Source organism: Croceibacterium atlanticum (genome assembly GCF_001008165.2).
In the GTDB taxonomy this organism is placed as follows: domain Bacteria; phylum Pseudomonadota; class Alphaproteobacteria; order Sphingomonadales; family Sphingomonadaceae; genus Croceibacterium_C; species Croceibacterium_C atlanticum.
In genome coordinates, this window is sequence record NZ_CP011452.2 from 3012222 (window position 1) to 3038469 (window position 26248).

Sequence of the window (26248 nt, forward strand, 5' to 3'; positions counted from 1 at the left end):
GCTACAATGCGGATAAGGGCTGCACTGAGCGAGGCCGGGCACGATGCGCCGGAACTGACCGAGCTGGATCTTGAGGAACCGCGCGCCGGGGAAATGCGCGTGCGCATCGCGGCCTGCGGCATCTGCCATACGGATCTTCATGCGCAGGATGGCAGGCTGGCCCCGCTGCCCATCGTGCTGGGCCATGAAGGCGCGGGCGTGGTGGAAAAACTGGGCGAAGGCGTCAGCGATTTTGCCGTGGGCGATCACGTGCTGCTTTCAGGCAGTTCCTGCGGCACCTGCCCAAGCTGCGAAGCGAATTTGCCGAGTTATTGCGACACGGCCATGCCGCGCACATTCGGCGGCGGGCGGATGGACCGTTCAACCGCGCTCAGCCGGAAAGGATCGCCTGTCCATTCGCATTTCTTCGGGCAGTCCAGCTTTGCCAGCCACGCCATCGTGCCGCAGCGAACGGCGGTGAAACTGCCCAAGGACGTGCCGCTGGAAATGATGGCGCCGCTGGGCTGCGGCATCATTACCGGCGCGGGGACAGTGATAGAATCCCTTGCCCTTCAACCCGGACAAAGCGTGGCCGTGTTCGGCACCGGGGGTGTGGGGTTGAGCGCGGTGATGGCTGCCCGCCTGATCGGCGCCAGCCGCATCGTGGCCGTGGACCTTTCGCCCCAAAGGCTGGAACTGGCGCGCGAACTGGGCGCGACCGATTGCCTGCGCGGCGATCAGGCGGATCTGGCCAAGGCGATCCGCGCCATTACCGGGCGCGGGATGGATGCCAGCATCAACACCACCGTGGCGCCGCCGGTGTTCGATACGGCGATGGAATGCCTGGCCATGCGCGGCACGGCGGCCTTCGTCACTGCCCCGCGCGGGGAGTGGCAGCCCCCCATGTTCCCCATGCTGGCGGGGGGCCGCAGCCTGAAAGGCGTGCTGGGCGGCGATGCCGCACCGCGCCGCTTCATACCGATGCTGGTCGATTTCTGGCGGCAGGGGCGCTTCCCGTTTGACCGGCTGCTGACATTCTATCCGTTTGAGGAAATCGGGCGCGCTTTCGAGGATGCGCGGCAGGGGCGGGTGATCAAGCCCGTGCTGACCATGGCCGACGCGATAATTCCCGATGCGAAAGGGCCCGAAGCGACAAGACAAGGAGAGGCCGAATGAACCCGGAATTGCGCAAGAAACTGGAAAGTTTCGGCCGCGACCTGACGCCCGAATTGCTGGGCGGGACGAACCAGATATTTGCCGAGATGAATCTGGGAATGGACCCGGATACGCAGGTTGCGCGGGACATTTCCTATGGCCCGGATGAACGCAATCGGCTCGACATCTTCCGGCAGGAAGGGACCAGCGGCGCCCCGGTCCTGGTCTTCGTGCATGGCGGCGGCTTCGTGATGGGGGACAAGCACACGGAAGGCAGCCCCTTCTATTCCAATATCGGCGATTTTGCCGCGCGCCGCGGTATGGTGGGCGTAACGATCACTTATCGCCTTGCGCCTGCCAATCGCTTCCCCTCCGGGCCGGAGGATCTGGCGCTGGCGGTGCAGTGGTTGAAGGATAACGTCGCCGATTATGGCGGCGATCCGGACAGGATCGTGCTGTCGGGCCAGTCTGCCGGTGCGGTGCATGTTGCCGGCTATGTCGCGCATAAACGCTTTCACGTGGCGGAAAATGGCGGGATTGCCGGCGCCATCATGATGTCGGGCATGTTCGACACTTTGACTTGTACGCCCAATGATTTCCACCGCGCCTATTACGGGGATGATCCGCAGGTTTGGGGGCAGGCGTCCTGCATGGCGGGGCTGCTCAATGCCCGGATCCCGCTTTGCTTCACCCTGTCGGAACTGGATCCGCAGGATTTCCAGACGCAGGCGGCGCAGTTGGTGGGGGCATGGGGCGTGGCGCACGCTGCCTATCCCGAAATGCATTTGCTGGCAGGGCACAATCATCTCTCCCCGGCGCTGAGCATCGGTTCGGGGGAGAAGGAGATAGAAAGGCTGGTGGCGGGCTTTGCGAAACGGGTGACGCGATAGGGCGCATGGCGGCTGGCTGTCAGCCTTCGCGGCGGAACAGTTCGCCCCAGATCGTGTAAACGAATGTGGCGGACCATGTGATCAGCATGAAGCCGCCCAGCGATTGCAGCATCACCAGCAGCCGGATCGGGCCACTGGCCTGCTGGTGCGTCAGGCCCAGCGTGGTGAAGGTGGTGCCGGAAAAATAAAGCAGTTCCGCCGCCTGGCTTCCTTCCACCTGGCTGATGTTTCCTGCAGCGGGAATGGTCAATGCCAGGGCATAGGCCGCCGCCCCCAGAACGATTTCGCTGAAGTGGAGTATGCCAAGGCCCCAGAATGCGGCCAACACGCCCAGATGCGGATGCTCATCGCCGACGGGACGGATCTTCTTGATCAGACGCAGGCCATAGAGATGCCAGGCGCCCAACAGCGCCTGCACCGCCAGGCCGAAGCCGATCATGATCAATTCTGCCCCTGTCACGCAGTAGCAATGGTGGTGAACGGTTTGGGTTCCACCTGGCTGCCCGGTTGCAATTGCGGCTGTCCTACACACGGCCTGCGGTTCTTATTTGCCGGGACGGGCAGGGATATTGCGGCAGCGGGAAAAAATAATTCGCGCCAATTCCGTGGTTTGCGTAGGATAGGGTGGTAGCGAGGGGCCGGAGCGATCCCCGCAAGAGGGCGCATTTGCATGAAACGACTGGCTAATTACGATATTGTTCGGCCTTACAAGGATGCGAATACGCGCCTGCTGGTGCAGATCCTTTTCGGGGCTGGCTGTGCGGGGCTGATGATTCTCTTGCGCAGCGCCTTCGATATCTGGGCGCCCACTTCGGGCGCCTTTGCGCTTGTTTATCCCACCGTGCTGCTGGCCACGCTTTACGGTCATTGGCAGGCGGGCAGCGTCGCCTATTCGATCAGCTTTCTGTGGGCGTGGTATTTTGTGCTGCCAGAAACGCAGGCTTTCCGTTTTGAATTCGCAACCGATCCGCCGCGGGTTGCGATCAATGCCTTTGCCGCCCTGATCGTGCTGATCTTTGCCGAAACATTCCGCCGGGCCGTGGTTTCTGCAATGGCGGAACGGGATCTGGAGATCGAAAGGCGCGCCATTCTGTTGCAGGAACTGGAACATCGGACGAAGAATAATTTCTCTCTCGCCGCCAGCCTGCTGGAACTGCAGAAACGGCGGGAAGACCATCCGCAGGTGCAGGACGCGCTGGACCAGGCGCTGAACCGCATTCATTCCTTCGCGCATGCTTATGCCAATCTGGCGGAAAGCCAGGGCGAAGGGGCGATCGTGGCCATGCAGCCCTATCTGACCGAACTCGTCACCAAGGTGACGCGGGGTGCCTTTGGCGAAAATATCAATGTTACGCTGAATGTGGATGAATGCGAATTGCCGCGGGAAGTGGCTGTGGCAATCGGCCTTTTCACCAATGAAGCGCTGACCAATTGTGCCAAATATGCCTTCCCGGACGAGCGCGAGGGCTGGGTCAATGTGTCGCTTGCGGTGGAGCAGGACGGCTGGTGCCTGCGGGTGGAGGATGATGGTATCGGCCAGTCCGACAGCAGCAGTGCCGGGGCAAGTTCCGGGGTTGGCACGCGCCTGCTCGATGCTTTCGCCCGGCAGGCGCGTGCGGAATATGATCTCGTCGTTGGCCCCAGGGGGCGCCATGTCAGCATGGCAGGCGCCTGGGGCGAAGATGGCGGAACCGGCGGCTGATCAATCCCCGGCTTTGACGCCTTCCATCCAGCAACCGTGGAAGGCCATTGGCAGGGCAAAAGGCAGCTTCACCGTCGCGATAGGTGGCCGGCTGACATCATTGCCATCCAGCACCAGAAGATCCGTGCGCCGTTCAGCGAACCGATCCACTGCCGCCAGCACATAGCCATCCCCCTCTGGCGCATCGGGGCTGCGGGGAACGAAGACGGGTTCCTGTGCGGCGGCACCTTCCAATGCGTGAAATACCAGGTCGCCGCTCTCCCAATCGAGCTGGCCAATTCCCATATTGGGAAAATCACGAAGGGCAAAATAACCGATGCGGTACTTATCCATTGCAAAGCGATCGTCGATCCGCGGCATGTCCCCCAGCGCCCCTTCAACAGGTGTGATCGTCACCGCTTCCTCTGCGGGTTTGGACAGGTCGAAACTGATCCGGCTGATCTGCGTCACCCCTTCCGCAGGTGTCGGCGATCGGCCGTTCTTGTCCTGGAAGAAACTGAAGCAATTGCCGGGCGAAAATGGCGTGTCCACATGCACCACATTGCCTTCGGTAAAGGCGTTCATGACATGGCCCATCACCAGGTTCGGGATACGGAACCAGCGAATATCGTCGGTGCTGCCGTTCCGGGGCATGATGCCCCAGGCAGAGGACAGGTCCGGATCATATTCGTAATAGTCGCCGCCCCTGCGCAGCCGCGCATCGTCTGCGGTCAGCGGCATGATCGGGAAGACGATATGTTCGCGCGTAACGCCCCAGTCGTGGCTCAGGCCAGGGAAGGGCGTCTGGAACCATTCTTCCCGCACCAGTTTCCCATCGCGATCGAAGACATGAAGCGAAGCATCGGTGGTGGGTTCCCCCCGCGCAAACACGCCATAGCTCCACCATTCCCCGGTAACCGGATCGATCTTGGGATGTGCCGTTACGGCAGTGCTTTGCAAACGTCCGAAATCGCCGATCGGCAAGGTTTCCAGCGTTGCCGGATCGATCCGGTGCGGGCGGGAATCTTCGCGCAATGCATAGAGATCGCCATGATGCGCAAAGGCATAAGTATTGCCTGTATTGTCTCGCGCCGGTGCGTTGGAGACGGAGGGATCGTCCGAATATTTGTTGCGATAGGCGCCGTAGAGCCGGCGATGCGCCTCTCGTTCCCGCCTGAGCCTTTCGGTCATTACATAGCGGCTGCGGAAGCGGACCCGGCCATCTTCGAACCAGAAGGCCGAAACCTGCCCGTCGCCATTCAGCACGATATCATTTTCCAGGCTGGGATATTGCCGGTCCGGCCCTGCACGGAAATAGGCGCCCTGCAGGCTGTCGGGGATTTCCCCTTCGATCTCGCAGTCGAAGACATCGGCTTCGAAACGCAGCGGCTTCTTTTCCTGCTGGCCGAAACTGGCCGCAGCATGAAAAATTTCGGGCATGTCTCTCTCCGTTTTGTTAGAATCAAAGTGAACCGGGAAGCCGCCAATTGGCAAGACCGCCCGGCAAAGAAACATGACAGGGAGAGAAGGTTTGGCAGAAAACCCGTGGCCGGATGGCGTGCCGGAAATCATGCCGGCGCAGGACCGGACCGAGATCGAGGAACTTTACGCCCGCTACGCCTGGGGGCTGGATCTGGCGGACGAGGAACAGGTGCTCGATACATTCGCCGAAGATGCGGAATTCGATCATCTGTGGCAGGGCAAGGTCAATGGCCGCGAAGCCATACGCGAGAATTTGCGGAAGCTTTGGTTTGAACGGCAGCACTGGTGGTATGGCCGTCAGCACCTGATCAACCATTTCATCATGGATCCGCGCAAGGAAGGCGCGCGGGTCCGCTGTTTCTTCCAGATCATCCAGTGGAATGCCGATTACGGGACCAGTTTCGTGATGGGGATCGGCACGCGTGACGATCGGCTGGTCAAGCGGAACGGGCGGTGGAAATATTTCCGCCTGCATGTGAATGCCTGGACATCCGCGGACCAAGTTCCCTGGAAGGCGGAACGGACCATGCCGCCCCGGCCGCAGCATAAATCCCCGCCGGCCGATACGCGGCCATTCAGCGAACAGACGATGGATCCGTGGTAGAAAATCAGAACAGAGCCGCCGCCGATCCGGGGGGCAGTTCGGCGGCGGCTCAGTTTCTTCCGAGCGCGACCCGGAAGGGCCCGGACTATTTTTTATTGCAATGCTGTCCGGGTGATCTGATCAATTTGTCACCTGCCTCTAGCAGGGCTTTCCGATGCTGCAATACCGCGTCGGCCAGATAGCCCGCAAGACAGCGCATCGGGCACCCAGGAACAAGCAAATGCTTGCGGCGTCACAAAACTGCCAGAAACGCTGATCAGTCGGCCGGGTGCAGTTCGGCCGGTTCTCCAATCCGCATTTCGTGTTCCAGCCCCAGCCATTGGGAAAGCGATTTGAGATCGCTGGCAACGCTTTCGGTGGCAAGCTGGCGGCGGCTTTCGTCGATCCACAACACCAGCTTTTCGCCCCTGCGCTGCAGCTTGCTGGTCAGCACCGAAACGCGCGATCCGCCGCCCAGCCTCCGGCACAGGCGAATGGCGAGGCCCCAGCCGGCGGCTTCGCGCAGGGTCGGCTCGTCCGCCAGATCGAGCAATTCGGAGGGGATGGAAGGTTTGCCGCATGCCGCACGCAAGGCGGCGGCGAGGCGGGCCCGGTCAGCCAGGCCAATGCCGACCCACCGTTTGTCCATCGCCCAGCCATAGGCTGTGCGCAGGCGCAGGTTCGGCTCGATCCGGGCGGCGGCCAGCGCCAGCATGGTGGCGGCGAGACGCAACCGTTCCGCGCCATGGCCGTTGGGCGTGCTGGCATCGGCCGTCCACGCAGCGATCAACGTCGCCAGTGTCACCGATCCGCCGCGCGGAATTGCGAAATGGCTCATCGCCGCCAGAAGTGGATCCTGCCCCCGAACACCGGCAGCAAGTTTCTGGAACAACAGCCCTTCGCGCAGGCCCCATGACGAAAAGACGATCCCGTCCGGCCGCAGATCGTTGAGCATGACGCGCAGCATGGCCGCGGCATCGGGCAGGGCCGCCGCGCGCGATGATGAAATACCGGATATGGCTGCAAGCTCGCCCGGCGCTGCCCGCGCGATCTTCCTAGCGATCTTGTCTGCCGCATCCGCATCCAGCCGCAGGCTGTGCGGATCGGTGATCGGCGAATTGCTCTTGTTCAGGGCATAGGCGGCCAGCGCGCGCCAAGTCCCGCCGACCATGTAGAGAGGGCCGGGATGTTCCGCCGCCCAGCCAGCCCTGGTCAATTCCCGTTCCACCGCTGCGTTGAAGCTTTCCGGCCCGTCTTCGCGCAGGCCGGGCAGGCGCAATGTGCCAAGCGGCAGGCTGACCCCGTCATGGCATTCGCCATTCTCGATCTGGACGAGTTCGAGGCTGCCGCCGCCAAGATCCGCCACCGTGCCCCGCGCGCCGGGGAAGGCCCCGATCACACCATGCGCCGCGGCGCGCGCTTCTTCTTCGCCGGAAAGCAGGCGCGGTTCGAGGCCCATTGCGCGAACCTGTTCGAGAAATTCCGGGCCGTTTTCGGCATCGCGCACGGCGGCGGTGGCCACGGTCTGCACATCGTCGATATCGATATCGGATACGATGGTCGCGAAGCGTCCCAGGGCCGAAAGCGCGAGCTGGATCGCCTTGTCCGGCATCCGGCCCGTGGCTGACAATTCCCGACCAAGCCGGGCACTGACCTTTTCATTCAGCCAGACATCAGGGGCACGGCGCGATCCGGCATAGATCACCAGACGTACCGTGTTGGATCCGATATCGATGACCGCCCGGTCCGGACGGTCCCCCGATGGATGCAGGCGGCGGGATCCGGCCCTTCCGGTCATATCGCGCCCTTGCGCAGGGTCAGCTTGGGCACGCGGCTCTGCTTCAGCGCGTCGCCGCGGCCGGAGAGGGAGGGGTTGGTCATGAAATACTCATGACAGTTGAAACCTTCGCCATCGCTTTCCACGCGTTCATATTCACCAGTTTCGCCATCCAGCAGCCAGCTCTGCTCTGTATCGAGCAGATTGGCCAGCAGCACCTGTTCCAGCACCTGATCATGCACGGTGGCGTTGCGGATCGGCACCAGCGCTTCCACGCGACGGTTGAGATTGCGGCTCATCGCATCGGCGCTGGAGATATAGACCTTCGCCCGGCCGCTCGGCAGGTTGTAACCATTGGCGAAGGCCCAGATGCGGCTATGTTCCAGGAAACGGCCGATAATCGATTTGACCGTGATGTTTTCCGAAAGGCCGGGGACGCCGGCGCGCAGGCAGCAAATGCCGCGGATCACCAGAACCACGTGAACCCCTGCCTTGCTGGCATCATACAGCCGGTCGATAATGCCCTTCTCGGTCAGCGAGTTCAACTTGGCCCAGATCGCCGCCGGGCGGCCATTGCGGGCATTCACGATTTCCTTGTCGATAAGTTCGTACAAGGTTTCCCGCAGGTTGAGCGGCGAAATCGCGATTGCTTCGGTTTCCTGCGGTTCGACATAGCCGGTGATGAAATTGAACAGGCGCGCGGCATCGCGGCCCAGCTTCGGATCCGCCGTGAAATAGCTGAGATCGGTGTAAATCTTCGCCGTGACCGGGTGATAATTGCCGGTGCCGAAATGGCAGTAGGTGCGATAACCATCATCTTCGCGGCGGACGACCATGGAAACCTTGGCATGGGTCTTCCAGTCCACGAAGCCATAAATCACCTGGACGCCGGCGCGTTCAAGTTCATTGGCCCATTTGAGGTTCTGTTCCTCGTCGAAACGGGCTTTCAGTTCCACCACGGCCGTCACCGACTTGCCCGCTTCCGCCGCTTCGATCAGGGCGGCGATCACCGGGGACTGGTGGCCCGCGCGATAAAGCGTCTGCTTGATCGAAACCACGGCCGGGTCGGCCGCGGCCTGGCGCAGGAAGTCCACCACCACCTCGAAACTTTCATAGGGGTGGTGGATGATGATGTCCTTCTCGCGGATGGCGGCAAAACAATCGCCGTCATGTTCCATCACGCGTTCGGGATAGCGGGGGGTATAGGGTGCGAATTTCAGATCGGGCCGGTCTTCGTCCACCACGTCCGACAGGCCGCTGATGCCGATCATGCCGTCGGTCTTGGTGACCATGGCATCTTCCAGGCCCAGCTGTTCGCGCAGCATGGCTTCGGCGTCGGGATCGAATTCCTTGTCGATCTCCAGCAGGATGACCTTGCCGCGGCGGCGGCGCTGGATCGCGGTGCGGAAATAGCGGACGAGATCCTCCGCCTCTTCCTCCACTTCGATATCGCTGTCGCGCAGCACACGGAACACGCCGTCACCCGCAATACGGAACCCGGGGAACATCAGATGGGCAAAGCGGCAGACCAGCCTTTCGATCGCAATATAGGTCGCATCTTCGCCGGGAATGCGGATGAAGCGGGGCAGGGCACCGGGGATCAGCACCATTTCCACCAGCTGGCTGCCATCCTCCTTGCGGGTCAGGTTGAACAGCGCACCGATCCCCTGATTGGCCACGAAGGGGAAGGGGTGGGCCGGGTCGATCGCCTGCGGCGTCAGGACCGGCATGATGTCTTCCAGGAAATATTGCCGCAGCCATTTTTCGGCGGCGGCATCGATCCGCGCTTCTCCGGCGAGATGGATGCCCTGCGCGGCCAGCAGCGGCTCCAGGTCGGACAGGATTGCCTGCTGGGTCTTTTCCAGTTCGCGGACCTTGCGATTGATCGCGGCGAGTTGCTGACCCGGAGTTTTCCCGTCGATCGACATCTTGCTGACGCCGCTGCGCAGCTGGCCTGCAAGGCCTGCCACGCGGATCATCATGAATTCGTCCAGATTGCTGCCTGAAATGGACAGGAAGCGCAGCCTTTCCAGCAACGGATAGGCGGTGTTGCATGCTTCGGCGAGAACACGTTCGTTGAAGGACAGCCAGCTCAGCTCGCGATTGAAATAGCGTTCCTCCGGCGAAAGCCGTTCGTCGGGGGCGGGGTATCGGGCGCGGCGGTGCTCATCGCGTCCTGTCAATCAGTTGCGGTAGGGCCAATGCGGTTTCTCGTTACCCGTTTGATCGAGCACTGCAATAGTGCGAATCAGAGAAGATCGCTGCTGCGGGCAATCGCACTGATCCCGCGCTTGCCCGAGCTGCGATCCAGCTGGACGATGACATCGATGACCGATGCGGCATAGGCGATAGTGTCGCCGCGGCCGAGGCCGATCCCGGTTTGCATGACCATCAGCGCAAGCTGTTCCAGCGCGCCGCGCAGGCTGTTGGCGTGGATGGTGGAAAAACTGCCCGGATGGCCGGTATTGATGGCGCGCAGGAAGCTGACGCTTTCCGCGCCGCGCAATTCGCCCAGAACGATCCTGTCCGGGCGCAACCGCAAGGCGGATTGCAGCAATTCATTGGCCGTCACTTTCGCCTCGCCCAATTCGCCCTTCACTGCCACCAGCCCCACGCCATTGGCGCCCGGCAGGCGAAGTTCGGGCGTGTCTTCCACCAGGACGACGCGTTCATGATCGGGTATTTCGCCCAGCATGGCGTTGAGGAAAGTGGTCTTGCCGGTGGAGGTGCCGCCGGAAATGAGGATCGTCTTGCGTGCGGCGATGGCGGCGCGGAGGAACGCAATCGGTTCTTCCGCCGGATCGGGCATGTCCGGTTCCTGATATGCCTGCAAAGGGCCGGAATCATAGGCATCCAGCGGCAGATCCAGCCTGCGGTGACGGCGGATCGCCATGGCCCAGTGCTTGCGCGTGGCGGGCGGGCCGCAGAACTGGATGCGCCCGCCATCGGGCAGGGTCGCCCCCAGCAGCGGATGTTCGCGGTTGATGCCTTGATGGCTGACCCGCGCGACCTGTTCCGCCAGGCGCTGGATCAGCTTGTCCTCGATCTCCGGCGCCTCGATCCGCTGCATACCGGGATGGGCGGCATCTTCCACCCAGATCTCGCCCGGACGGTTGACCATAATCTCCGTCACTGTGTCCCGGTCCAGCCATTGCCGGAATGGTGCGAGATAGGCGTCGAGATAGACGCTTCCGCTTGCCGCAAGGGGCTGGGCCGGGGCCGGGGGCGTGCCGTCTTCGCCCTGGGCGCTCAACTGGTGGATCTGCGCGGTCATCGAAAATCTCAGAGACGGGGGGCCTGGCTGAAATCCAGATCGCGGGCTGTGAAAACCCGGATCGGTTCGCCCTGCCGGACACGCACGGTCGGCGCAATTTGCCCATCCTGTTGCAGGGCGGTGGAGGCGGCGCTCTGCCCGCCGCCCAGCACCACCGAAGTGCCGCCGCTGGCAATCGTCGTCAGCCCGCTGATTACGGAAAGCAATATGGCTGAACCGAACCGCTTGAAGAAATGGCTGTTCACATCGCCGGGCAGGCCGCCTGTGCCGTCAAAGCCGGTGGCGGGCGAGGCGAGCGCGACGGAAACGCCGTCCGGCCGCGTGAGCCGCTGCCAGATGACATAGGCGCGTTTCTGCCCGGATTGCAGGCCGGACTGATACTGGCCGACCAATCTGCTGCCACGAGGGACGAGGATACGCGTGCCGTCGAAACTGCGCACATCGGTGCTGACCACGGCGCGGGCGAAGCCTGGCACGTCCGTATTGATCGCCGTTTCCAGGATCGCCGGGATCATTGTCCCCTGCGTTACCGTGTTCTGCGGGTCGATATCGTTCCTGGCGACGGCAGGCGCACCGCCGACGCCGCCGATCCGGCTGGCAAAGTCATAGGCGGAACTGCCCGAGGCAGGGCCTCCGGCGGCATCGCCTGCGGGGGGCGCCACGCCTTCGGCCAGTGGGGCCGGGGCCAGGCTCTGATCGAATACCATTGCGGGCGAGGCATAGGGATTCCCGGCCGGAGCAACCTCGGGCTGGTTGGCGATGACCGGTTCTGGCGCGGCAGCGGGCCGGTTCGGCGCGGCATTGGCCAGCGGCCGGCCTTCCTGCTGAGCAGGAGCGGGCGTGGCCGCGGGCGCTTTTGGCACAGGTTGCACGGCGGGCTGGGCGGTCTCTTCCGATCCCATGCGCGATGCGTTCAGCCCCCATAATGTGGCGGCGCCGAGTATGGCCACAGATGCGACACCGGCGGCCAGGCCCAGCGCATCGGAACGGCCCTTGCCATTGGCTACCGCCGGATAGGCGGTGCGGCTGGCCAGGTCGATCACTTCGGCGCCCGCTTCCTCGCGCGGGTCGCTGTCACGCGGGGCGCCGTGATTTTTCTCGGGAAGGCGCATGGCCAGTTTCATCACTTCACCTCCGCTTTGCGGGAAACGGTCTGGGCCAGCGCCGATTGCGGCGACTTGGCAGGCTCGCGAACCGGCCCTTCATTGACGAGGGTGGCAACATCCCCGCCGGAGCGGAGGATGAATTCGCGCGGGACGCGATCGACCACGATCACTTCCCCGCGCACGGCAAAATTGACCGGGCCTTCCGTGCCTGCGTGATCCTTCACCAGGATTGCCGGCAGCGGCGCATCCGCAGGCCATGTCAGGAAAGTGGCATCGCCATCGTCATAGATCCGGGTCGGCAGCAATTTGCTGTCGCCTTCGGTCTTCCAGGCGAAGTTCAGTTCGGCGGGATCGACCACGGCATAGGGATCATTGGCCGCGGCCAGCTCTATCGCATTGGCGCTTTCGGCAGGCGGCGTGGCTGCGGCATCGGCTTGCTGCACTTGCTCCAGTTCGACCGGATAGCTGAAGGAGAGGACGTAGAGCGGGTTCTTGTTGGCCGGGCTGGCCACCAGGTCGAACAGATAGGTATGCCTGTCGGTGACGACCGTCATGTTCGTGGCTGCGCGTTCGGCCAGCGGCTTCACGAACAGCAGATTGGCGCGCTTGTTGGGCGTGACCTGCCATTTCTGGGAATCGCCGATCGCAACATTTTCGATGCGTTCGTCTTCACCGAACATGATCGTGGCCTGCACCCCGGCCTTGCCCTGGATGCTGACGATCTGGTCGGGATCGTAAAGCCGATCGACAAGGCGCGGATCGGAAGCCTGTGCCGGGGCGGTAAAGGCGGCACCGGCGAAGAGCGCGGCTGCAAGCAGGGCGCGGGTCATTTCAGTTTCTCCAGAGGGCGTGCGGGCGCGTTGCGGAACCGGCTGCCAATGCCGCGGGCGCGCGATGGGCCGGCGGCGGAATGTCCGCCGGTGGCGGCTCCGCTTCCGGAAAGGATGGTCGTCTCGCGCCGGATCGTGGTTGCCGCACCCGTATCATTGGCGGCGACGGGCGCGGCACCGGCAATACGGATCTGGCGTGAGGGCGAAGGGGAATTGCGGGACTGGTCCGCGCGCGCGGTCAGCGGGGAAACCGCAGGGGCCGGGCCGCGGGCGGTAGAGATGCTGCCACTGCCTGCGCTGTCATCGATGGAACGGGCGAGGCCGAACACGGTCCAGCCGGACACCATCGTGCCCGCAACTTTCAGTACCATGACCATCAGCGCGCAATGGATCGCGCCGATCATGAAGAAGGCCATGGCCGCGCGCGGATCGATCTCGCCCGGAACCTGCGACAATGCCCCCACCACCGGGACGGACAATTCCAGCATCAGCGATCCGCCCAGCACGGCGAATAGCGGCGTCATGGCCAGCATCGCCGCGCCCTTGAGCCAGCCGACGAACAGGCCGCGAGTGCCGTCGAACAGGGCCAGCACGACAAAGACCGGGCCGAGCGCCAGCAGCACGGCGAGCGCGATCTTGCACACGGCGAGCAGGCCGACCGTGCCGAGCAGCAGCAGGGTCCCGCCAACCCACAGCAGGCCCGGCGGAGAAAAGGTGGAGGCCGCGCCCTGCTGCATCGCTTGCGGCCCGGATGCCTCGATCAGGGCGGCGAAGACGAAGTCGATCTTCTGCGCGAAGATATCGACCGCCGATCCCTCCGCCCCCATCAGCAGGGAGGCGATCCAGTCCGGCGCGCTGGCAAACAGGTTCCAGAACACGCTTTGATAAGCGGCCCAGCTGGTGGCGAATGTGACCACCAGCCCCAGCGTGACCATGCGCGGTGTCAGCGTGGCGATGCCGATCCGGCTGCGGCCGGTTATCAGCATGAAGCCGAAGAATGCGATGAAGATGGTCAGCAATATGGTCAGCACCGGCATCAACGTGCCATCGGTGCCGAACAGGCGCCCGAAGGCTGCCTGCGCCGTTGCCGTTGCCGCGCAATCCACCGCTCTAAGGCTGGCGGCGACGCCGCTGCCGACATTGTCGAGCGCTTGCTGGCAGGCGGCGCTGTTCATTCTGCCGCCTCCCATGCGGCATAGTCGGCATCTTCGCTGGCGCTCTTTTCGCCCGGCCAGGCGCGGCCGGTAAGCGCGGGATACCATTCGGCCGGATCGTCCCCCACCGCTTCGCGCAGCAGGTCCAGCCGGCGGACCGCGCTTTCCCTGCCGGAAAGCATGGTCAGCACTTCGGGCGCGCCGGACAGGTCCAGCCGGACGACCACGCTGGCATCGGGCTGGCGCACCAGGAAACAGCGGCTATGCGCGGGAAGGCTGCGGATCAGCGCATATTCGTGCTCTGTCAGGCCAAAGCCTTCGCAGTAATCTTCGGGCCGTGCGCGGGCATTGGGCATGAAGATCATCGTCGCCGTCTGTTCGACCAGCGCGGTGGAAATGCGGCTTTCCAGTGCATCGCGCGCGCTTTGCGTGGCGAAGCCGACCAGCGCGTTGCGCTTTCTCAGCGTTTTCAGCCAGTCGCGGATGCGGGCGGCAAACACCTCGTCATCCAGCGCTTTCCAGCCTTCGTCGATCAGGATCATCGTCGGCTCGCCGTCCAGCCGTTCATCGATGCGGTGGAACAGATACATCATGGTCGGCGTGCGCAGGCGCGGATTTTCCAGCAGCGCAGTCATGTCGAAGCCCATCACGCGGGTCGAAAGGTCCAGCCTGTCCTGCGCATTGTCGAACAGCCAGCCATATTCGCCATCCTCGATCCAGGCGGAAAGCCGGTCCGCCAGGTCGCCCGGCTGCGGACGGCGGGCGCCGGACAGCAATTCCTTGAAATAGCGCAGGCGGCGCAGAGATGGATCATTGCCATAGGCGGCATCCACCGCCCCGGCGATCGTTGCCAGCTCTTCCGGCCCCTCTGCCTTCAGCAGAACGCCCAGCCAGTCGCGCAAAAAGGCGCGGCTGGCGGCGCTGTCGGGCAGGGCCAGCGGGTTGAAGCCGGTCGGTTCGCCCGCGCGGATCCGGTCGTAATTGCCGCCAATCCCGCGAATGAACAGTTCTGCGCCGCGATCCTTGTCGAACAGGATGGTGCGCGGGCTGAATTTCTGCGCCTGCGCGGCAAGGAAGTTCATCACCACGGTCTTGCCCGAACCGGACGGGCCGATGACCGAGAAATTGCCCAGATCGCCATGGTGGAAATTGAAGAAGAACGGCGTCGCGCTGGTGGTTTCCAGCAATGTGACAGCATCGCCCCAGTGATTGCCTTCGGCCTGGCCCAGCGCGAAACCGTGCAAACTGCCGAAACTGGCCATATTGGCGGTTGAGATCATCGCCCGCCGGACCAGATAGCTCTCATTGCCCGGGAACTGGCCCCAGAAGGCGGGTTCCAGATTGGTGTCTTCCCGCACGGCAATGGCCCCCGCATCGGCCAGCGCCGCGCCGACGGAGGCAGTTGCATCGTCCAGCCGCGCCAGATCGCGTTCGCGCACCAGCACGGTCAGGTGATGATCGCCGAACGCCACCGATCCGCTGCCGAGCCCGTCCCGCGCGGCGAGCATTTCGCTGCGTTCGGCCACGGCTTCCTCGTCCGCGGAGCGCAGGCGGCGCAAGGCCTGGTCGATCCGTTCGCGCGTGGTCTGCCGTTCCTGCGGGGCGAAGCTTTCGCTCACCACCATTTCGAAGGGCAGGCGCAGCATCGGATCGAGCAGGCCCGGCGATGTCGCTTCGGGATAATCCTTCAGGCTCAGCAGCGCCGAAAAATCGGGCCGACCCGCCCCGCGCTGCTCCATCGCGTCCACGCCGAAGCTGATCCGGCGATAAGGCAGCATATTGCCTATATCGGCATCATCGGCCGGACGGCGGACCGGGCGCATTTCGCCATTATAGAGCGCGCTCAGCAGTTCGAGCAGTTCGTTGTTCACCTGCCCGCTGCTGCCCGTGTAATCGCCCAGCGGCTGCGCGCCATATTCGCCGAGCGAGGCGGCCAGCGCCTGCACCGCAGCGCGCAGGCTGCGCAGATCCCTGGGATCGGCTTGGGCCAGTTCGCCGCCGCGCTTGCGGAATTTCCTGCCGATCCGTTCCACCAGCCCGGCCTTGCCGCGCGCGGGGCGGCGCACCAGCGTCACGAACTGGTCGTTCACGAACAGCGATCCGCTGGACAGTTTCTCGCGCCAGCGGCGGTCAATATGGGCAGCCAGCGGATCGTCGAACCGGGCCGGCAATTCCACCGATACGCGGCGGCGGATGATGTGGTGATAAAGCACGAAACGCGCATCGAGATTGGAACGCAGCACGACTTCGCGCGTGGCCGCATGGGCGTTCAGCGCGTCGGTATCTTCGGTTTCGAACAGCAGGCCCGGCACTTGCAGCGCGGCCATCAGCGAACCGTCGCGCAGCAGCAGCGTGTTCCCGTCCACCAGGCGCGCATAGGGCAGGCGGTCGCCGGCATGCGCTTCCTTCGCGCTCCATGCGGCGGCTCCGAGCCACTTGGTCTTCATGTCATGCTCCGTGCCGCGCAATGCGGCGGTTCAGCTCAGGCGGCGTAGCTGTTGCAGCCCCAGCGCTTGAAATTCTTGACCCGCGGGCACTTGCTCACCCTGGTGATCCACAGGTCGAAAATGCGCGGCTCGCGCAGACAGGCAAAATAGCCCGCCGCATGCATCACGAAGGGGATGGGCAGGATCCACAAGCTCTTGAGGATCAGGAACATCTCCGTCGTGACGAGGCCGTTGATGATGAAATAGTTGAACGTCACCCCGGCGAACATCTGCGGCCGGGTCAGCGCACGGTGGACGGGGTAACGGGCCAGTTCCATCGCGCGGTCAGCCCACCGCCGCGGCGGACTGGATGCCGGAAACGATCGATGCAGCGCCAAACAGGATGAAACAGCCGATGATTACCGTGGCGCCGAAACGCCAGTTCATCCGGCCGGTCAGCATCATGAAGCCGACAGCAGCCACGGCCATCACCGCCACGGCGGTGGCGACATTGCCCAGCAAGGTGCCCTGCATCCAGGTCAGCGCGGCCACGATCGGGCCGGAGCCCTGAGGATCGGCACCCTGCGCATAAGCGGCAGACGGAACAAGCAGGGCCGCCAGCGCGGCAATACGGGAAAACGAACGCATCTATTCGGAACTCCGGGATTGGTCGGAAAGACGGCCCATGATGGCCAACACGTAGTTTTTCGTTTCGGTGATGTCGGGCACGCCGCCGGAACGGATCACGCGGTGCGGCCCGGCGTTATATGCCGCCAGGGCACGTTCCAGATCGCCGCCGAAACGGTCGATCTGTTCACGCAGGTAACGGGCGCCGCCTTCCAGATTGGCAAAGGGATCGTCCGGATTCACGCCCAGATCGCGGGCGGTGCCGGGCATCAATTGCGCCAGTCCCCGCGCACCGGCAGGGGATACGGCATTCGCGCGCCAGCGGCTTTCCTGCCACACCAGCGCTTCGATCAGGGAAGGGCTGAGATCATATCGGGCGGACAGTTCCGCCACTTTCGCGGAATATAATTGCGGCACGGCCGCCGCTCCATCGCCCGCGCGGGCCACTGCATGTTCCGGAACCAGGCCAGCTTCCGCAGGCACTTCTTCCAGCGGAACAGCAGCGGATATTGGGCCGGTCTGCTGCGCATCGGCATCCGGGCCGGAGATCCAGCGAGCGCCCTTGTCGCCGATTTCGAGCACGTCGGCATGTGCCGGGGCTACGCAGAGCGTGCCCAGCGACAGACCGATCGCGGCTTTCGCCGCACCCAGAATCATCCGACGTTCCACAGCCCGCCCAATGCGCACTGCAAATGACAAAGTCGTGACAGGGACGGGATGAGGGTGCGCGGTGCGAAAACGCAGGGGCCCGAACGCTTCCGTCCGGGCACCTGTATCGTGCGGCTTACGGGCCGTTATCGCCCGTATGAACCGTGTAATGATTATTGTTGAAGGCGCGCAGGTTCAGCGCAGCGCGATCGTGCCTGTCATTTCCAGCTTGCTCAACGCGATCTGCGCGGCGCGGCGCGAATCCATCCAGCGGCCATCGGCCAGTTCCAGCTGGTAGCGCGTGCGGCTGTCCATCGCGGCGCGATAGGCGCGGGCCGCGCTTTCCAGATCGCCGGTCTGTTCATAAGCCGCGCCAAGATTGATCAGCAATGCCGGATCGCCGGGCTCTTCAACCAGGCCGGCTTTCAGCAGGATTATCGCACTGTCGGCCTTACCGGCGGCGATATCTTCAAAAGCGGCATCCTTCTGCTGGATCGTATCCGTTTCCAGCAACGGCGATACGGTGACACCCTGGGCGGCAAGCATGGCCGCCATGATCATCGAGGCAGTCATCTGCACTCTCCCTTCTTTTCATTCGTGAGGGGAGAATGCGCCCCGGCAATGATGACTGCAATAAAAACGTCATAATGTCATAAAACTGAAACAGAACTTTTCCGGTCACACAAAATGGCCCGGTTTCCCGGTGCTGATCGGGCGTTTCGGGGGCAGTGCCGCAATCCGGCATGCCGCAAATCCTTGCCCTGCAAAGAAACTGTCACTTCGCGGTCCTAGCGAGCGATTCGCGATCACGAATTCGCATTCTTTCTGATTCTGGTTTTTTTTGAGGGGACCGCACGCTGTGACTAACCTTTCTCGCTCGCTTGTTCTTGGCTGCAGTGTCCTGGCGCTTGCCGCCTGCGGTCCGGAAGAAATCGCTTCGCCCGGCGCCAATGGGGACATCAATATCGGCGATATCAATGTCGGCGGCGGCACCGGCGGCACGCCGACCCCCACACCCACCGGTGTGACCCCGGCGGCGGGCTGCCCGACGATCGGGGCCGACGAATTGGCGAATTCGGGCACGATCACCGGCCCGACCGGCGAATGGCGCGTTTGCACGCTGCCTTCCGTATTCTCCGAAGATGCGACGCTGCCCTATGTCCCGGGCGTGCTGTATGCGATGAACGGGCGCGTCGATATCGGGGTCGATGACGGACCCACCGCCGATGCCAGCGACGGTATCGAAGGCACGACTGTCGATCTGACGATCGAGGCCGGTGCCATTGTCTATGCGGCCACGGGGCGTTCCTATCTCGTCGCCCAGCGCGGCAGCACGCTGAATATCGAGGGCGAGGCCAATCGGCCGGTCATCTTCACCAGCGAAGACAATGTGGAAGGGTTGAACAACAACAGTTCCTCGCAGCAATGGGGCGGTATCGTCCTGCTTGGCCGCGCGCCGGTTTCGGATTGCGCATCGGGCACGCCCAACCCCGCCAACCAGGTGGAATGCCAGCAGGAACTCGAAGGTGCGCTGAACCCGCCGAGCTTTGGCGGCAACACGCCGGGCGACAGCTCCGGCTCCATCGAATATCTGCAGATCCGTTATTCCGGTTTCACGCTGGCCCAGGGCAGCGAATTGCAGTCCCTGACCACGGGCGGCGTGGGCAGCGGCACCACGATCAGCCACGTCCAGTCCTATAACAGCTCGGACGATGGCGTCGAAATCTTCGGCGGTAACGTCAATATGGACCACTTCATCGTGGTCGGCGCCGAGGACGATTCCTTCGATATCGATACGGGTGCCAAGGCCGATATCCAGTTCGCCCTGGCGGTTCAGCGCGCTGGCGCCGGCGACCGTGCGCTCGAACTCGATTCTCCCGATGGCGATTTCACCATCGATGCGATGCCGCGCACCCATGCCCGCTTCTCCAACTTCACTTTCTGGGCCGCTGGCGGCGGCAGCCAGGCGGTGGCGGTTCGCGGTGCGGCCGACCTTACCATGGTCAATGGCGTGATCGTGAAGCCGAACGGCAATTGCGTTTCGGTCAATGGTGATGAAACCGCCGCTGGCCGCAGCACGGCCGACGAAGCTGGCGAGCCGAGCTTCGAATCCGTCGGCTTCCAGTGTTCGAGCGCCGATAGCGGCCAAGTGCTGGGTTATATCAATGCCGGCACGGGCAATGTGCTCGATTACACCAACACGCTGACCGGGAATTATCTGAACGGCGCAAGCGAAACGGGCTTCACCCCGATCTTCGATGTGACAGCGCTGAGCAGCTTCTTCGAGACGGTGAACTTCATCGGCGCGGTGCCGAACGGTGCCGACTGGACCCAGGGCTGGACCTGCGATTCCGCCACGGTCAGCTTCGGAAGCGGCAATTCGTGCCAGTCGCTCCCCGTTTACAGCCAAGTCTGAGCAACCTGGAAATGGGGGAGGGGTTCTGCCCGCCGGGCGAGCCTCTCCCCTGACACCCGGGGCGCAAGCCCTCGAAATATTTAGGACCGTATAATGAGGGGGTCTTCTACCATGACCACTGGCAAGCAGCTGGCTGGACTGCTTCTGCTCTCCACCGCGCTTAGCTTTCCGGGCGTCGCCCTGGCGCAGGATACGCAGGGAAACGCAAATTCGCAGAAGCAGGCTGAACAGGATCCGGATGCGGTCCTTCAAGGCGTTGAAGGTGACACGCAGGAAGCTGTCGAAGATCCCGTCATTTCCATCCCCGGCGGTGCCATCATCGTCACCGGCCGGGTGAACCGCGACCCCACCCGCAATGCGGCACAGGTCGTTTCCGTGCTTTCTACAGAACAGATCGCGCGCACCGGCGAAGGCGATATTGCCGGGGCGCTTGGCCGTGTGACCGGCCTTTCGGTCGTGGGCGATGGCCGCGTCTATGTTCGCGGCCTGGGCGATCGCTATTCACTGGCGATGTTGAACGGCCTGCCATTGCCAAGCCCGGAACCGCTCAGCCGGGTTGTGCCGCTGGATATCTTCCCGACCAATGTGGTCGCCTCCTCGCTCGTCCAGAAGACCTATTCGCCCAACTTCCCCGGCGAATTTGGCGGCGGCGTGATCAATCTGACAACCCGCGCCGTGCCGGATGAAAGTTTCCTGACCATCAGCGGGGGATTGAGCGGCGATACCGAAACCACGTTTGAAAACGGCCTGGCCTATTACGGGGCCGGAACTGACTGGACCGGCTTCGACAATGGCATACGCGACATGCCGCCGGTGCTGCGGAATTTCATCGACAATTCCATTGCTGATGGCCTGACCGTCGGCGATCTCGATCAGGGCGGGGTGGAAGACCTGGCCCGTGTCCTGCTGCCTTCGCAGATGTCGACGCTGCAGAAGATCGGCGATCTCCGCCCCAATTTCTCGGTCGGCATGACAGCGGGCACCGCCTTCGATGTTGGTGCCGACGGGCGGCTGGGAATCGTTCTTACCGGCAGCCTCAGCAATAATTATCGCAATCGCGTGATTTCCCGGCAGGAGGCCGGCCCGAACGACACGACGCTGGCGCGCGATGAAAGCAATTTCGTCACCGACAACAACATGCTCGTCAATGCGATGCTCGGCATTGGCTATGAATTCGGCGATCATGTGATCCGCCTGACCAATCTTTTCATCCGGGATACGGTGAAGCAGGCCAGCCTGGCCAATTTCAAGGATTTCAACGAATTCCCCGATGCGGATCTGCAGGAACAGAAGACGGGCTGGTTCGAACGGCAGCTGATCGATACCCAGGCAGTGGGCGAATTCGATTTCGGTGCCTTGAGCCTGGACCTGCGCGGTGGTTTCGCCCGGACGGACCGTGAAGCGCCGTATAATCTCAACTATGTCTATGCCCGCACGAATGACGCCAACGATCCCTTCGGCAATGTCTATCGCGTGGATCTGAGCGGTGCGGGGCAGCAGGCGCTGCAGGAAACCGGCGCCAATGTCAGCTTTTCCGACCTGTATGAAGAACTGTGGTTCGGCGGCATTGATGCTACCTATGAAATAACGCCGGTTCTCAGCATCACCGCGGGCTATGCCTATACGGATACGGATCGCTATTCCCAACGCCGCGGGTTCCAGTTGCGGGCGGATGTGGATCTGGATTTCCTCAACCCCGATGGCGATCCGGATATTCCCAGCCTGCCGCCCGAAGTGCTGCCGGCGCTGGAATATGTGCTGGCTGCCGCCGGTACGCGATCACCCACCTATCTGTTCAATTCGGCCACTTTCAATCTCTTCGATATCGAACTGCTCGATTTCAACGAGAGCGATCCGGCCTTCTCGGCAGAGCTGACGATCAATGCCGGTTATGGCCAGCTGCAATGGACGCCCACACCGAACCTGACCATCCAGGGCGGTGTCCGTTATGAAGACGCCACCCAGTCGACCACGCCGATCGGCCAGCTCAATCTGGGTACTGCCGTATCCAGGAGCGAGAGCTACTGGCTGCCCGGCGCCACGATCACCTGGGAGGCGATGGACGATCTGCAATTGCGGATCAGCGGTTCGAAGACAATCGCCCGTCCGCAATTCCGCGAACTGGTCCGCCAGGTCTATTTCGACCCGGAAACCAATCGCCAGTTCAGCGGCAACCCCTATCTGGTGGATAGCGAATTGCTGAATGGCGAAGCGCGCGCCGAATATTACCTCGGCGGGCAGAGCCGTGTTTCGCTTGCCGGTTTCTACAAGGAAATCGACAATCCGATCGAGGCTTATATCTTCTCCGTCGCGGGCGATCAGCGCGTGGGTTATGCCAATGCGCCGAAAGCGTCGATCTATGGCGCGGAGGCGGATTTCCAGTATTTCATGGATTTGTATGATTGGGGCGGCTGGTTCGAGACGAAGCAGCTCGTCTTCCTGGCCAATTATACCTACACCAGTTCCGAACTTTCTGTCGGCGACAATGATACCGTTACGGTCATCGTGGGCGAAAACGTCATCCCCGGTGCGCAGGCATCAAGCTATTTCCGGGACGGCGCGCGACTGGTCGGCCAGTCGGATCACCTGATAAACCTGCAGCTTGGGCTGGAGGATACGGATCGGCTGCAGCAGCTCACCGTCTTGCTGTCCTATGCCAGCGACCGTGTATCCTTGCGGGGCTTCAACACATTGCCTGACGTGATCGAAAAGCCGGGCGTCCAGCTCGATCTCGTTGCGCGGCAGGGTATCGACCTGTTCGGCGCCGATGCCGAATTCAAGCTGGAAGCGCGCAATTTGCTTGGCACCGATCATCAGGAATACCAGATCAACAGCCAGGGGCTGCGGTTCGAGAACAACAGTTATGATGTGGGGCGCCGTTTCTCGGCTTCGCTTTCCATCACTTTCTGAATGGACGCGGCCGGTGCTTCGCTGCGCCTGGGGCATCGGCCGCGCAATTTTGAAGTTCAGTCCCCATGATGCCGGGAAGGGCGGCAGTCAGATCAGGTCGAGGACATAGCCCTTGCCGTGCACGGTGCGCAGCAAGTGGTTCGCCCCCGCATTGCGCAGGCCGAAACGCAACCGCTTGATCCACACATCCACCGTGCGGAGATATTCAGGATCCCCGGCCTTCCCCAGTGCATCAACCAGTTCCTGGCGCGACAGCACGCGATTGGGGTTTTCCGCCAGGAAACGCAAAACGCGGAATTCATTCGGGCGGAGCGGGATCTGCTTGCCCTTCCAGAGGGCCTGTTCGCCCGCGACATTGATCTGCAATTCGCCCAGTTCGATCATCTGGCCGATGCCCCGCAGGCGGTCGCAGGCATGCAGGGCCAGAACACGGTCCAGCATGGCTTGCCGGTCTAACGGGCCGATGGCGTAATCGTCGGCCCCGGCCTTCAGCGCGCGGCGGCGGTCTTCCTTGTCGTCATGTTCCAGCACCATGGTGATATGGGCATCGCGCAGGCGCGGATCGGCGCGCAGGCGGCGGCACATTTCCAGGCCTGACAAATCGTCCATCACCCAGTCGACAAAGGCCCATGCGGGGCCTTCGATCAGTATCCGGGGACCGTCCGGCCCCAGCAATTCGAAAGAGAAGACCGTGTCGCCATGGTGGAAATCCTCGAACCCTGCTGCCGCCAAGCTCGTCGTGAAGATACTGATCCGGTTCATCCCGCCTCATTCCAGCAGATTTTCCGGAGATTTCCTGCCTCGCCCATGTGACTCGCTTATGACTGGATGACGCAATGCCGCGCCGGTTGCTGCGGCATTCGTGACATGTGCGGCTGGCGGGGCTAGAGCGTGGAGATCATTGCAAGAAAACGGAAAAATTCCATGCGAATGCTAATCCTTCCGGTCGCTCTCTCGCTCGCCGCATGCGGCCAGTCGGCAACGGGGCCGGCTGATGTGGCCTCTGCGGATGCTGCCGCTTATGATCTTGCCGCCCAGCAGGCCAAGATGGCCGAAATCGCGATGAATCCGGATACGTCCTATCTTTCCGCGGAGGAGCGGGAGGTGGTGAACCTTCTGATCGAGGCATCCGGTCTGATGAGCGAGATCTACATGCGCCAGCGGGACCCGGCCAACCCGCAGATCCGCGCGGCGATTGCCGCTTCGGACCGTGATGACAGGGATCTGCTGCTGGACATGTTCGATCGCAATTTCGGCCCGTGGGACGAAATCGCCGAACGCCATCCCTTCTGGGGCAGCGATCCCATGCCGGAAGGGGCCGGTTTCTACCCGGCAGATCTGACGCGCGAGGAATTCGATGCCTATCTGGAAGCTCATCCGGAACAGGAAGCGGCGCTGACCAGCCCCTATACGGTGGTGAAGCGCGATGGCGATGCGCTGGTGGCCGTGCCCTATTCGGTTGAATACCGGCAATGGCTGGAACCGGCGGCGGATTTGTTGCGGCAGGCAGCGGCGAAGACCAGCAATGCCAGCCTGAAGAAATTCCTCAATCTGCGGGCGGAAGCGTTCCTGACGGACGATTATTTCGAGAGCGAGCTGGCCTGGATGGACCTGTCCGGCACGCCGATCGAAGTCGCGATCGGGCCGTATGAAGTCTATACTGACGGGCTGTTCGGCACGAAGACCGCGTTTGAGAGCTTTGTCACGCTGAAGGATCCGCAGGCATCCGCCGCGCTCGACAAATACAAGCAATATCTGCGCGATATGGAGGGGAACCTCCCGATCGAGGATCGCTACAAGAATTTCCAGCGCGGCTTTGAAAGCCCGATTGCCGTGGCCGATCAGGTGCAGGGCGGGGGCGATAATGTGCCCGGCGTGCAGACCATCGCCTTCAACCTGCCCAATGACGAGCGGGTTCGCGAAGCGAAGGGGGCCAAGAAGGTGATCCTGCGCAATGTGCTGGGCGCGAAATATGACCGGATCCTGCAGCCGATGGCAGCCATCGTGCTGGAGCAGGAACAGGCCGATCTGGTGGCGAAGAAATACATGGAACTGGAAACCCTGTTCCACGAATTGTCGCACAGCCTCGGGCCGGGCACGATCACCGTCAATGGCCGCCAGACGACCGTGGGGGAGGAATTGCGCGATCAGTATTCGGCGCTGGAAGAATCCAAGGCCGATATCATGGGCGTCTGGAACATCCTGTTCATGATGGAAAAGGGCGAACTGCCCAAGGCCGAGAAGAGCCAGCTCTGGGCAACCTATTTCACCGGCATTTTCCGCGCGATGCGGTTCGGCATTCTGGAGGCGCATGGGAAGGGCGCGGCCGCGCAATATGGTTATCTGAAGGACAAGGGCGCTTTCGCCTGGGATGAAGAAGGCGGCCATTACGTCATCGACGAGGCGAAGATGGAGGCCGGCCTGCGCGATCTGTTGCATGAAGAACTGATGCTGCAGGCCAATGGCGATTACGAAGGCACCAAGGCCTTCTTCGACCGTTGGGCAGTGCTGGACGAACACGCCGAAAATGCGATTGCCGAAATGGCGAGCATCCCGGTCGATATCCGTCCGGTCTATCCCTACAAGATCTGATCGTCCGGCGCGGGCCGGGCCATCATCATCCTCGATTGCCCCCGGCGAATGCTTCGCCGGGGGGCTTTTTCGTGCCCGTTTCAGCGGTGCAGAAAACTCCGCCGGTGCCGGTTGACCGCACTTCGCTTCTTCAATAGACGCTAATGAGAATTAATCGCAAAGGGCGGATGCGTTCGGTCATCGGCTGTTGGTTGTGTGGGACCACAGGGCGCAGGCCGCAGATGCCCGGCAATGGATGGCGGCCATCGCTGTCGCCGTGGTCCGTTTGAATGGAGGCGCGCATGTACGACTATATCGATAGGCCGCTGGAAGGACTGGCCGAGAGGCAGCGTTTCCTGGTCTGGGCCATGCGCCTGTGGGTCATGTCCAAGCATCAGGCGCGCTGTTCCGTCCGGGCGGTGGAGCCGCTGTTCCGGGAAAAGGAGGCGGAAGGCGCGCTGGGTGCTTTCCACTGCCTGATGTCGGTGCTTGCCCGCCATACGCGCTGCCCGCTGCATTTTTCCGCGCCCTGCTGCCCCAGCGTGGCCGAGGGAGAGGCCCTGTTGCTGACCCTGATCGGCGCGGCAGGCCATGTCCCGCCGGAGGATCTGGCGGCGCGCTGCGAAGGCCTGATCGGGGATGAGCGGGCCCCGGAACTGGCCTTCGTCGTGGACAGGCTGGCCGGTGCGCTGGCCGAAGCGGATTAGGGACCAGCGGCCTTCGCCAGATTTCGGACGAA

The 26248-nt window shown here is 62.7% G+C and carries 22 protein-coding genes; 8 read left to right on the forward strand and 14 right to left on the reverse strand.

Annotation, left to right across the window (positions count from 1 at the left end):
• Window positions 1-6: 6 nt before the first annotated feature.
• Both WYH_RS14240 and WYH_RS14245 read left to right on the forward strand, forming a co-directional pair.
• A complete protein-coding gene (locus WYH_RS14240; RefSeq protein ID WP_046904363.1) occupies window positions 7-1155 on the forward strand; it encodes an NAD(P)-dependent alcohol dehydrogenase in 1149 nt (382 codons plus the stop codon).
• Entirely contained in the window at window positions 1152-2024 is an 873-nt protein-coding gene (locus tag WYH_RS14245) for an alpha/beta hydrolase (protein WP_053833603.1), read from the forward strand. The genes WYH_RS14240 and WYH_RS14245 overlap by 4 nt, the downstream gene beginning before the upstream one ends.
• 19 nt (window positions 2025-2043) lie before the next feature.
• Here WYH_RS14245 and WYH_RS14250 read toward each other — a convergent pair whose 3' ends face one another.
• Window positions 2044-2463 carry an ion channel gene (locus WYH_RS14250; protein WP_046904364.1) on the reverse strand — a complete coding sequence of 140 codons (420 nt, stop codon included), beginning with the start codon at window positions 2461-2463 and terminating at the stop codon, window positions 2044-2046.
• A 231-nt stretch (window positions 2464-2694) separates the two neighbouring features.
• On the opposite strand from WYH_RS14250, the gene WYH_RS14255 reads away from it, so the two are divergent.
• Window positions 2695-3726 (forward strand): sensor histidine kinase, encoded by a 1032-nt coding sequence (locus WYH_RS14255; protein WP_046904365.1) that lies wholly within the window; start codon window positions 2695-2697, stop codon window positions 3724-3726.
• On the opposite strand, the gene WYH_RS14260 is transcribed toward WYH_RS14255, so the two are convergent.
• A complete protein-coding gene (locus tag WYH_RS14260) occupies window positions 3727-5145 on the reverse strand; it encodes a carotenoid oxygenase family protein (RefSeq protein WP_046904366.1) in 1419 nt (472 codons plus the stop codon).
• A gap of 91 nt (window positions 5146-5236) precedes the next feature.
• Between WYH_RS14260 and WYH_RS14265 the strand changes: the two genes are divergently transcribed.
• Entirely contained in the window at window positions 5237-5791 is a 555-nt protein-coding gene (locus WYH_RS14265) for a nuclear transport factor 2 family protein (protein ID WP_053833604.1), read from the forward strand.
• A gap of 256 nt (window positions 5792-6047) precedes the next feature.
• Here the strand turns inward: WYH_RS14265 and WYH_RS14270 are convergent, their stop codons facing one another.
• From WYH_RS14270 to WYH_RS14320, 11 genes are all read right to left on the reverse strand, one after another.
• A complete protein-coding gene (locus tag WYH_RS14270) occupies window positions 6048-7568 on the reverse strand; it encodes a Ppx/GppA family phosphatase (protein WP_046904368.1) in 1521 nt (506 codons plus the stop codon).
• Window positions 7565-9730: an RNA degradosome polyphosphate kinase gene (locus WYH_RS14275; RefSeq protein ID WP_046904369.1), complete on the reverse strand. Its 2166-nt coding sequence runs from the start codon at window positions 9728-9730 to the stop codon at window positions 7565-7567. Before WYH_RS14275 ends, WYH_RS14270 begins: the two co-directional genes overlap by 4 nt.
• 65 nt (window positions 9731-9795) lie before the next feature.
• A complete protein-coding gene (gene virB11, locus WYH_RS14280; RefSeq protein WP_046904370.1) occupies window positions 9796-10821 on the reverse strand; it encodes a P-type DNA transfer ATPase VirB11 in 1026 nt (341 codons plus the stop codon).
• Window positions 10822-10829: 8 nt separating this feature from the next.
• Window positions 10830-11945 (reverse strand): TrbI/VirB10 family protein, encoded by a 1116-nt coding sequence (locus WYH_RS14285; protein ID WP_046904371.1) that lies wholly within the window; start codon window positions 11943-11945, stop codon window positions 10830-10832.
• Window positions 11945-12757, reverse strand: coding sequence for a TrbG/VirB9 family P-type conjugative transfer protein (locus tag WYH_RS14290; RefSeq protein ID WP_046904372.1), 813 nt, complete (start codon window positions 12755-12757; stop codon window positions 11945-11947). The genes WYH_RS14285 and WYH_RS14290 overlap by 1 nt, the downstream gene beginning before the upstream one ends.
• Window positions 12754-13932 carry a TrbL/VirB6 family protein gene (locus tag WYH_RS14295; RefSeq protein WP_046904373.1) on the reverse strand — a complete coding sequence of 393 codons (1179 nt, stop codon included), beginning with the start codon at window positions 13930-13932 and terminating at the stop codon, window positions 12754-12756. The genes WYH_RS14290 and WYH_RS14295 overlap by 4 nt, the downstream gene beginning before the upstream one ends.
• Window positions 13929-16358 (reverse strand): VirB4 family type IV secretion/conjugal transfer ATPase, encoded by a 2430-nt coding sequence (locus tag WYH_RS14300; RefSeq protein ID WP_046904374.1) that lies wholly within the window; start codon window positions 16356-16358, stop codon window positions 13929-13931. The genes WYH_RS14295 and WYH_RS14300 overlap by 4 nt, the downstream gene beginning before the upstream one ends.
• Before the next feature lie 35 nt (window positions 16359-16393).
• Entirely contained in the window at window positions 16394-16675 is a 282-nt protein-coding gene (locus tag WYH_RS14305) for a VirB3 family type IV secretion system protein (RefSeq protein ID WP_046904375.1), read from the reverse strand.
• A 7-nt stretch (window positions 16676-16682) separates the two neighbouring features.
• A complete protein-coding gene (locus WYH_RS14310) occupies window positions 16683-16985 on the reverse strand; it encodes a TrbC/VirB2 family type IV secretion system protein (protein WP_046904376.1) in 303 nt (100 codons plus the stop codon).
• On the reverse strand, window positions 16986-17621 hold the full coding sequence (locus WYH_RS14315) for a lytic transglycosylase domain-containing protein (RefSeq protein WP_082348014.1): 636 nt from the start codon (window positions 17619-17621) through the stop codon (window positions 16986-16988).
• Between the two features lie 186 nt (window positions 17622-17807).
• Window positions 17808-18185, reverse strand: coding sequence for a tetratricopeptide repeat protein (locus WYH_RS14320; RefSeq protein WP_046904377.1), 378 nt, complete (start codon window positions 18183-18185; stop codon window positions 17808-17810).
• A gap of 286 nt (window positions 18186-18471) precedes the next feature.
• Here WYH_RS14320 and WYH_RS14325 point away from each other — a divergent pair, with 286 nt between their 5' ends.
• Both WYH_RS14325 and WYH_RS14330 read left to right on the forward strand, forming a co-directional pair.
• Complete coding sequence (locus WYH_RS14325) at window positions 18472-20028, forward strand: hypothetical protein (RefSeq protein ID WP_046904378.1); 1557 nt, start codon at window positions 18472-18474, stop codon at window positions 20026-20028.
• Between the two features lie 111 nt (window positions 20029-20139).
• Entirely contained in the window at window positions 20140-22938 is a 2799-nt protein-coding gene (locus WYH_RS14330; RefSeq protein ID WP_046904379.1) for a TonB-dependent receptor domain-containing protein, read from the forward strand.
• Window positions 22939-23025: 87 nt separating this feature from the next.
• Here WYH_RS14330 and WYH_RS14335 read toward each other — a convergent pair whose 3' ends face one another.
• On the reverse strand, window positions 23026-23700 hold the full coding sequence (locus tag WYH_RS14335) for a response regulator transcription factor (RefSeq protein ID WP_046904380.1): 675 nt from the start codon (window positions 23698-23700) through the stop codon (window positions 23026-23028).
• Between the two features lie 162 nt (window positions 23701-23862).
• On the opposite strand from WYH_RS14335, the gene WYH_RS14340 reads away from it, so the two are divergent.
• Both WYH_RS14340 and WYH_RS14345 read left to right on the forward strand, forming a co-directional pair.
• Window positions 23863-25530 carry a dipeptidyl-peptidase 3 family protein gene (locus WYH_RS14340; RefSeq protein ID WP_046904381.1) on the forward strand — a complete coding sequence of 556 codons (1668 nt, stop codon included), beginning with the start codon at window positions 23863-23865 and terminating at the stop codon, window positions 25528-25530.
• Window positions 25531-25811: 281 nt separating this feature from the next.
• Complete coding sequence (locus WYH_RS14345) at window positions 25812-26216, forward strand: hypothetical protein (protein ID WP_046904382.1); 405 nt, start codon at window positions 25812-25814, stop codon at window positions 26214-26216.
• The last annotated feature ends 32 nt before the right edge of the window (window positions 26217-26248 follow it).